The sequence below is a fragment of the Aminobacter sp. MSH1 genome (assembly GCF_003071665.1).
In the GTDB taxonomy this organism is placed as follows: Bacteria; Pseudomonadota; Alphaproteobacteria; order Rhizobiales; family Rhizobiaceae; genus Aminobacter; species Aminobacter niigataensis.
The window spans coordinates 358,842-367,312 of record NZ_CP026266.1; the positions used below are offsets into that span (position 1 = coordinate 358,842).

8 protein-coding genes are annotated in these 8,471 nt (G+C 63.7%); 4 read left to right on the forward strand and 4 right to left on the reverse strand.

Annotated elements, in window-relative coordinates; translation table 11 throughout:
* Window positions 1-678, forward strand: coding sequence for an aspartate/glutamate racemase family protein (locus CO731_RS27955; RefSeq protein ID WP_108610358.1), 678 nt, complete (start codon window positions 1-3; stop codon window positions 676-678).
* 111 nt (window positions 679-789) lie between these two features.
* On the opposite strand, the gene CO731_RS27960 is transcribed toward CO731_RS27955, so the two are convergent.
* Window positions 790-1,194: a group II truncated hemoglobin gene (locus tag CO731_RS27960; RefSeq protein WP_108610359.1), complete on the reverse strand. Its 405-nt coding sequence runs from the start codon at window positions 1,192-1,194 to the stop codon at window positions 790-792.
* 174 nt (window positions 1,195-1,368) lie between these two features.
* Complete coding sequence (locus CO731_RS27965; protein ID WP_108610360.1) at window positions 1,369-2,034, reverse strand: 5-formyltetrahydrofolate cyclo-ligase; 666 nt, start codon at window positions 2,032-2,034, stop codon at window positions 1,369-1,371.
* Window positions 2,035-2,161: 127 nt separating this feature from the next.
* Here CO731_RS27965 and CO731_RS27970 point away from each other — a divergent pair, with 127 nt between their 5' ends.
* The 3 genes from CO731_RS27970 (at window position 2,162) to CO731_RS27980 (ending at window position 6,617) form a co-directional block, all read left to right on the forward strand.
* Window positions 2,162-3,007: a LysR family transcriptional regulator gene (locus tag CO731_RS27970; RefSeq protein ID WP_108610361.1), complete on the forward strand. Its 846-nt coding sequence runs from the start codon at window positions 2,162-2,164 to the stop codon at window positions 3,005-3,007.
* Window positions 3,008-3,147: 140 nt separating this feature from the next.
* Window positions 3,148-4,314, forward strand: coding sequence for a cystathionine gamma-synthase (gene metB / locus CO731_RS27975; protein ID WP_108610362.1), 1,167 nt, complete (start codon window positions 3,148-3,150; stop codon window positions 4,312-4,314).
* Between the two features lie 110 nt (window positions 4,315-4,424).
* Window positions 4,425-6,617, forward strand: coding sequence for an esterase-like activity of phytase family protein (locus CO731_RS27980; protein WP_199914668.1), 2,193 nt, complete (start codon window positions 4,425-4,427; stop codon window positions 6,615-6,617).
* Window positions 6,618-6,694: 77 nt separating this feature from the next.
* On the opposite strand, the gene CO731_RS27985 is transcribed toward CO731_RS27980, so the two are convergent.
* Both CO731_RS27985 and CO731_RS27990 read right to left on the reverse strand, forming a co-directional pair.
* Window positions 6,695-7,447 (reverse strand): amino acid ABC transporter ATP-binding protein, encoded by a 753-nt coding sequence (locus tag CO731_RS27985; RefSeq protein ID WP_199914669.1) that lies wholly within the window; start codon window positions 7,445-7,447, stop codon window positions 6,695-6,697.
* A 47-nt stretch (window positions 7,448-7,494) separates the two neighbouring features.
* Window positions 7,495-8,415 carry an amino acid ABC transporter permease gene (locus CO731_RS27990; RefSeq protein WP_108610081.1) on the reverse strand — a complete coding sequence of 307 codons (921 nt, stop codon included), beginning with the start codon at window positions 8,413-8,415 and terminating at the stop codon, window positions 7,495-7,497.
* Between the last annotated feature and the right edge of the window lie 56 nt (window positions 8,416-8,471).

Genomic DNA, 8,471 nt, shown 5'->3' on the forward strand with positions numbered 1-8,471 from the left:
ATGAACACGGCCCCACACATTCTGTTGATCAATCCAAACAGCTCGCGCGCAACCAGCGACATGATGCATGCCATTGCGCGCAAGACCGCAACAGGACGAATGGCCGTGGCGGTTGCCACGGCCAGCCGGAACCCGCAGATGATCGTCAACGGCCCGCAGCTCGAAGCTGCCGCCGACCAGGTCATCGAGATCGGTGCCGGCCATGATGCGGACTGCCGCGGCATCGTGGTCAGCGCGTTCGGTGATCCCGGCCTTGCGGCACTCAGGCAACGGGTCGCCGTTCCGGTCGTCGGCATCTGCGAGGCCTCGATGATCGAGGCTTCGCGCGACGGGCGGAGGTTTGGCGTTGCCACCACGACACCAGACCTTGCCGAAGCGATTGCTGGTCGCGCCCGCGATCTGGGGCTGGCCCATCTCTATTCGGGCATCCGGTGCACGCCGGGCGATCCCATCGCTGTGGCAGGGGATGAAAAGCTGCTCGAGCGGTCGCTTGCCGAAGCGGTGCGCGCATGCATCGAACTGGATGGAGCCGAAGCCGTCATCATCGGCGGCGGCCCGCTCGGCCAGGCGGCCGAGCAACTGCAGCCGCTGTTCGAGACGCCGATCATCGCACCCATTCCCTGTGCCATGGAGCGGGTGCTCGGCCTTGTGCCGGTGAGTGCGGAAGCGGCCTGCTGAGGCGGCTTTCGGCTAACTCCGGGGTCTGATCCCGCAAACCGGGAACCAGGCCCTAGCAAATATCAGGCGCGAGGACATCGATAAGGCCTCATTCCGAACCGGAATGGGGCCCTATTCACGATTCCGCGTCGTCTCCGCGGCGAAGGTGAAATGGCGCAGGATGAGGTCCTGCAGGCGTTCCGGCAGTTCCGCCTTGTCGACAGCCTGCCGCATGCACTTCAGCCAGAGGTCGCGCAACTCCGGACCGATGGCGACATGCTCGTGGATCTCCTTCAGCCGTGAATGTCCATGCTTCTGGACGTAGTAGCTCGGGCCGCCGAAGAAGCCGCAGAGATAGTTGAACTGCTCCTCGCGGGAGTGGGCGACACCGTGGCCCCTGCGGTGGAGCAGGTGCAACTCCGCGGCGTCTTCATCCTGCTCGACGATGTCGTAGAAAATATCGACCAGCCGCCGGATGGCCTCCTCGCCGCCGAGTTCGTGGTAGAGCGACCGCCCCTTCTGCACAACTTCGTTCAAGATTACCTACCTCCTCCGGTCTGGTACGCTTGCGCAATGACGCCTTGGACCCCAAGCCGGCCAATGGCGTGAAGAACCGGAATGCTCCGCTCCCGGCGTAGCCAAAACGTAACACCGGCATGCTCCGCGACAAGCGCCAAGTGCCGTCCGGACCCGCGACTTATTATCCCCCGCTCATTCGTCGGTGACGATGACGTCCATCGGAATGTCATGCGGTTGCGGATAGATCGTCGGAATCCGGCTTCCGGTGTAGCCAACCCCGATCACCAGCGGCCTTCTAGACATTGCCGCCAGTGTCCTGTCGAAGAAGCCGCCGCCATAGCCGAGGCGGTAGTTGGTATCGTCGAAGCCCACTACCGGCGCGATGACGACATCGGGTTGCACAGCCGGCCCGTGCGAGGGCACGAGGATGTTCCATACGCCGCGCTCCAGCGGGTCGCCCGGCGACCAGACGCGGAACTCCAGGGGCCAGGCCTTCTGGATGACGACGGGCAAGGCGATCCTGCCGCCGCGCATGATCACCCGCACCGCCCAGTTGCGCAGGTCCGGCTCGCCGCGGAACGGCCAGTAGACGCTGACCAGCCGGCCGGACACCTTGCCGATCGCCTCGTCGAGCGCCGCGGCGATGCGTTCCGACTTCGCCGTCCGCTCTTCGGCGCCGACAAGGAGCCGCTCGTCGATTAAGCGCGTGCGTTCGGCCTTGCGCCATCTGGTGACGTCGGGCCATCTGTCCCGCGAAACCACCTGAGCCTGATAGTCCGGCGACAGCTCGTGCATGAAGCACGGCGGCGAGGCATATTCGTGCGTTTCGGGAGGGGCACCCTTTTCGTCGGATATCATCTACCGTTTCCTTTGCCGCGATGACGACCCACGTCGTCCTTTGCGAAAAATTGCGCCGCGCCAAACAAGAACGCAAACGGAATTAAATGCTATATTAGTGCAATAATTTTGCTTTGAACTGGATGTCATGGACATAGATCGCGCCCGCACGTTCCTTGAAATCGTCCACTGCGGCAGCTTCCTCAGGGCTGCCGACCGGCTGCACGTGACCCAGACGACGGTCAGCGCGCGCATACGTACGCTGGAAGAGGAGCTTGGGCGGCAACTCTTCATCCGCAACCGCAACGGCGCCCAGCTGACGCCGGCCGGCCGCGAGTTCGAACGCTACGCCCAGTCGTTCGTGCAGATCTGGGAGCGCGCCAGGCACCAGCTCGCCATCCCTTCGGGGCGCACGAGCGTCGTCGCATTGGGCGGTGAACTCAGCCTGTGGAATCCCCTGCTGCTCGATTGGCTTGTGTGGATGAAGCAGGCCAAGCCGGAGATCGCCATCCATGCCCATGTCGGCGTTCCCGACCAATTGCTCGACCAGTTGCGGACCGGCGTGCTCGACATCGCCATCCTCTATGCACCCAAGCTGCTGCCGGGCTTCAAGGTCGAGATCCTGCAGGAAGAACAGTTGGTGCTCGTCCGGACGGTGGCGAAGGACGGCAAGCGGGATGCCGCAAGCACCTATGTATATGTCGACTGGGGGCCGCTGTTCGCCGCCCAGCACGATGCCACTTCGGCGGCTTTCGGCGAGCCGGGGCTGTTCGTTGGCCTTGGACCGCTCGGCCTGAGCTACATCCTGCGTGCCGGCGGCATGGGCTATTTCCGCAAGGGTGTCGTCGCGCCGCTGATCGCTGCCGGTGAGCTCGAAACGGTCGAAGGCGCGCCCGAATTCACCTATCCGGTCTATGCAGTCTACCCCGAGGCGAGTGAGGGACGCACGGACGTGCAGGAAGCACTGGATGGGCTGAAGCAGGTGGTCCGATAGACAAAGCCTGAGATCAGGGCAATTCAAGCGCCTTTTGCAGCAATTTTCTTGCAGCCAACCAGCAATATCATTCGTTTGCCTGCTGTCAGACCCAGTGCTTAGGTCGTCTTTCCAACGGGGGGATGGAAGGAATGACTGGCATGGCCGAACCAAGGGAACCTAGGACTGTCGCTGCGGCCAACGGCATCGCCGCCGACCAGGGCTTCGGCGCCGTCAACCCGCCGCTTTACCTCTCCAGCACCTTCGTCTTCCCCGGCTTCGAGAGACCTGGGAGCTACGAATACACGCGTGCCGCCAATCCCAGCCGCGACCTGCTTGCCGATACGCTTGCCAGGCTGGAGGGCGGCGCGGGGGCCGTGGTGACCGCCTCGGGCATGGCGGCGGTCGACCTGGTTCTGGGGCTGATGGGGCGAGACGATCTCGTCGTGGCACCGCATGATTGCTACGGCGGCACCTACCGCCTGCTGTCCCTGCGACGGGACAAGGGACAGTTCGACGTGCTTTTCGTCGACCAGGGCGACGAGGCTGCATTGTTCGCAGCGCTGGCCAGGAAGCCGGCGCTGGTGCTCATCGAGACCCCGAGCAATCCGCTGATGCGAGTCGTCGACATCAGGGCGATTGCCGCCCGGGCCAGGCGCGCCGGCGCCAAGGTCGTCGTGGACAACACCTTCCTGTCGCCGGCGCTGCAGAGGCCGATCGGACTGGGCGCCGATTTCGTCATCCATTCGACGACGAAATATCTCAACGGCCATTCCGACGTGGTCGGCGGCGCCGTCATCGCTGCCGACAAGGCAGACGTCGAGGCGCTGTCGGACTGGGCGAAGATCACCGGCGTGACGGGAGCGCCGTTCGATTCCTATCTGACCCTGCGCGGCCTGCGTACCTTGTTTCCACGCATCGAACACCAGCAGTCGAATGCCGCTGCCGTCGCCGCATTCCTGGAACGACAGCCGCAGGTGAGTGCGGTCCACTATCCCGGCCTGAAGTCGCATCCCGGCCACGCCATCGCCAGCGCGCAGCAGGCCGGCTTCGGTGCCATGCTGAGTTTCGAACTGGTCGGGGGCGTCGAAGCGGTCCGCAGTTTCGTCGAAGCCGTGAGAGTGTTCACCCTGGCGGAATCGCTGGGCGGCGTCGAAAGCCTGGTCGCTCACCCCGCCACCATGACCCACGCGAGCATGGGCGCCGAAGCCCGGCTAGCCGCAGGCATCAGCGACGGGCTGCTGCGGCTGTCGATCGGGCTGGAGGCCGAGACGGACCTGATCTCCGACCTGGAAACGGCGCTCACCGCCATCGACAAGGCGCGATAGGAACGCCTGTCACCAAACCATCATCCAGCTGTCATCGTGCTGAAATCTCGCTGCCCCAAACGGAACCCGCAATTCCGTTCAGGCAAAGAGGTTTCACCATGTCAGGCAACATCAACCGTAAGCTCCTGCTCTTGACCACCGCGCTTGCCGCGTCGGCCGCCCTCCCCGCTCATGCAGCCGAGGTCTTCAACCGCGTCGCCACCTTCCCGGTCTCGCAGAACCTGCCGGCCGACGTAGATGCGGCCACGCCGACGTCGTCGGAAATCATCACCGCGACCGAAGACGGCATGACGCTCGTCTATTCCGATAGCCCGCTCGGCGCCGTCGGCTTCATCGACCTCACCGACCCCAAGGCGCCGAAGGCTGCCGGCATCGTCAAGATCGACGGCGAGCCGACCTCGGTCACCGTGCTCAGCGGCAAGGTACTCGCCGGCGTCAACACGTCGAAGAGCAAACAGGAGCCATCCGGCAACCTGACCGTGATCGACCTGGCATCCAAGAAGATCGATGCCAGCTGCGACCTCGGCGGCCAGCCCGACTCGGTGGCGCTGAGCAGGGACGGCAAGCTGCTTGCCGTCGCCATTGAAAACGAACGCGACGAGGAACTCAACGAAGGTGCGCTGCCGCAGTTGCCAGCTGGCAACCTCAAGATCATCGCCATGAACGACGGCGCGCCCGATTGCGCCTCGATCAAGACCGTCGACCTGACCGGCATCGCCACTGTTTCGCCTGAAGATCCGGAGCCGGAATTCGTCGCCTTCAACGATAAGGGCGAGATCGCCGTCACGCTCCAGGAAAACAACCACATCGCCATCGTCGATGCCGCCAGTGGCAAGGTCGTTTCCCACTTCCCGGCCGGCGAGGTCACGCTCGAAAACGTCGACACCAAGAAGGACGGTGCGCTGTCTTTCACCGGCAAGGTCGAGAATGCGCCGCGCGAACCCGACGCGGTGAAGTGGCTCGACGATGAGCGCCTCGTCGTCGCCAATGAAGGCGACTACAAGGGCGGCGCGCGCGGATTCACCATCTTCTCCAGGGCTGGCGAGGTGCTGTACGAATCCGGTCCGGCTTTCGAATATCAGGCGGCCGCCGCCGGCCACTATCCAGACGCCCGCAACAAGAAGGGCATCGAGCCCGAAGGCCTCGAATTCGCAAGCTTCGGCGACCAGAAGCTGATCTTCGTGGCAGCCGAACGCGCCTCGCTCGTAGGCGTCTACAAGGACACGGGTGCCGAGCCCGAATTCCTCCAGCTGCTGCCTTCGGGCATCGGGCCGGAAGGCCTGGTCGCCATCCCGCAGCGCAAGCTTCTGGTCACCGCCAACGAGACCGACCTCGTCGAGGACGGCCTCGCCCGCTCGCATGTCATGGTCTACGAACTTGGCGAGGGTGACGCTGCCTATCCGCAGATCGTCTCGAGCTTCAAGGACGACGGCACCCCGCTCGGCTGGGGTGCTCTCTCGGGCCTCGCTGCCGATCCCAAGGAAGCCGGCAAGCTCTATGCCGTTTCGGACTCGGTCTATCGTTCGGCGCCGGCGATCTTCACCATCGACACGACCAAGACCCCGGCCCTGATCGCCGAAAAAACCATCGTTACGCGCGACGGCCAGCCGGCGCAGAAGCTCGATCTCGAAGGCCTCGTGGCCGACGGCAAGGGCGGCTTCTGGCTGGCTTCCGAAGGCCGCAGCGACAAGCTGACCCCGCACGCCATCTACAACGTCAACGCCAAGGGCGAGATCAAGGAAGAGATCGCCTTCCCGGCCGAGCTTCTGGCCGGCGAGACCCGTTTCGGCCTCGAAGGCATCACCATTGTCGGCGAAGGCGACGACCTGACGCTGGTCATGGCGATCCAGCGTGAATGGGCCGACGATCCGAAGGGCCAGGTCAAGCTGCTCGCCTACAAGCCCAAGGCCAAGGAGTGGTCGGCGGTGCGCTATCCGCTCGACGCCACCGAAAAGGGGTGGGTTGGCCTGTCGGAGATCACCGCCCATGACGGCAAGCTCTATATCGTCGAGCGCGACAACCTGATCGGCGCGGAAGCCAAAAACAAGCGCATCTATGCGGTGGCGCTCGACGGCTTCAAGCCGGCCAAGTTTGGCGACGAACTGCCGGTGGTGGAAAAGGCGCTGGTGCGCGACCTGCTGCCCGATCTCAAGTCGGCCAACGGCTACGTCGTCGACAAGGTCGAGGGCTTCGCCATCGATGCATCAGGCGAAGCCTTCGTCGTCACCGACAATGATGGCGTCGACGACTCCTCGGGCGAAACCCTGTTCCTGCGCCTCGGCAATATCGCCGCCATCAACTGAGCGGCGTTCGAAAAAAAAGGGGCAGTGCTCGACGCTGCCCCTTTGGTTTCATTGCTAGCGTGAAGAAGAAGAGCCTCTCACAGCACGTGAGACAGGAACTCCCGTGTCCGCGGCGATTGCGGGTTGGCGATCATTTCCCTGGGTTCGCCCCGCTCCTCGACGACGCCGCGATCCATGAAGATCAACTGGTCGCCGACCTCGCGGGCAAAGCCGATCTCGTGGGTCACCACCACCATCGTCATGCCGCTTTCGGCAAGGTCGCGCATGACCACCAGCACTTCGCCGACCAGCTCGGGGTCGAGCGCCGAGGTCGGCTCGTCGAACAGCAGGACCTTGGGGTTCATCGCCAGTGCACGAGCGATGGCCACGCGTTGTTGCTGCCCGCCGGAAAGCTGGCGCGGATAGGTGTCGGCCTTTGCCGAAAGCCCGACGCGTTCGAGCAGTGCAAAGGCCTTTTCCTTGGCTTCGGCCTTGGACATGCCCTTCACCATCATCGGCGCCTCGATCAGGTTTTCGAGCGCCGTCATGTGCGAGAACAGGTTGAACGACTGGAACACCATGCCGATGTCGGCGCGGCGCTGGCACAGCAGCTTGTTGTTGACCTCGTAGAGCTTACCGTGGCGCAGGTCGTAGCCGACGAACTCGCCGTCGACCAGGAGCACGCCGCCGCTGACCTCCTCCAGGTGATTGATGCAGCGCAGGAAGGTGCTCTTGCCCGAGCCCGAAGGGCCGATGACGCAGGCGACCGATCCTGTGGGCACGTTGAGGTCGATGCCCTTCAGCACTTCCACATTGCCGAAGGATTTCCGCACGCCGCGGGCAAACACCATGGAATTGTCGGGTACGCCGAAGCGAGCCTGGTTCTCTGCTTTCGATGTCATGCTGGCTGTGCCACCCGTCCGAACCTGAAGGCGCGTTTCAGCATCTCGCCCAGGGACGCGCCCTGCTGCTGGTCGCTCCTGCCGTAATATTGCTCGATATAGTGCTGCCCGATCGACAGGATGGTGACGACGAACAGGTACCAGAAAGCCACCACGATCAGCAGCGGTATGGTCTCGAAGGTGCGGGCGTAGATGCTCTGCGCGGCATATAGCAGGTCGTTGACCGCGATGATGGTGACCAGGGACGTCGTCTTCAGCAGGTTGATCGTCTCGTTGCCGGTCGGCGGCACGATGAAGCGCATCGCCTGGGGCAGCGTGATGCGGCGCAGGATCAGCCGGTGGTTCATGCCGAGGCTGCCGGCTGCCTCGGTCTGGCCTGATGCCACCGAGTTGATGCCGGCGCGCACGATCTCGGCCATGTAGCCGGCTTCATGCAGCGATAGCGCAATGACGGCCGCCACGAAGGGTGTCATGACGTCGTTGGTCTTGATCGTGAACAGCGTGCCGACGAATGGCAGCGTCAGCGAAAATTCGCGCACGATGAGCGACAGGTTGAACCAGAAGATCAGCTGGATCAGCGCCGGTGCGCCGCGGAAGAACCAGATATAGGCGCTGGCGAAGGCGTTGAGGATCCGGCTCGGCGACAGCCTCATGATGGCAACGATGGTGCCGATGATGATCGCCAGCACCATGATGGTGACCGTCAGCAGCAGCGTCTGGCCCAGGCCGCGAATGATCGAGGGGTGGAACAGGTACTTGCCGACCGTCGGCCAGTCGAAGGCCGGGTTGGTGGCGAGAGCCTTCAGGATCAGCCCGAGTATGACCAGCGTGATCGCCGTGCCGACCCAAAGGCCATAGTGGCGCAGCGGTACGACGGTCAGCGCCTCCGGCGGTGCTTGCGTTTCGGCCCGGTCCATTCAGGCGCCCTCTCAAAAAAAAATGGTAGTGGCCCGGCGAGAGGATAATCCTCTCG

Coding starts and splice junctions, on each gene's coding strand:
- CO731_RS27955 (WP_108610358.1), top strand. CDS start 1: ATGAACACGGCCCCACACATTCTGTTGATCAATCCAAACAGCTCGCGC.
- metB (WP_108610362.1), top strand. CDS start 3,148: ATGGCCGAACCAAGGGAACCTAGGACTGTCGCTGCGGCCAACGGCATC.
- CO731_RS27970 (WP_108610361.1), top strand. CDS start 2,162: ATGGACATAGATCGCGCCCGCACGTTCCTTGAAATCGTCCACTGCGGC.
- CO731_RS27985 (WP_199914669.1), bottom strand. CDS start 7,447: ATGGTGTTTGCCCGCGGCGTGCGGAAATCCTTCGGCAATGTGGAAGTG.
- CO731_RS27990 (WP_108610081.1), bottom strand. CDS start 8,415: ATGGACCGGGCCGAAACGCAAGCACCGCCGGAGGCGCTGACCGTCGTA.
- CO731_RS27965 (WP_108610360.1), bottom strand. CDS start 2,034: ATGATATCCGACGAAAAGGGTGCCCCTCCCGAAACGCACGAATATGCC.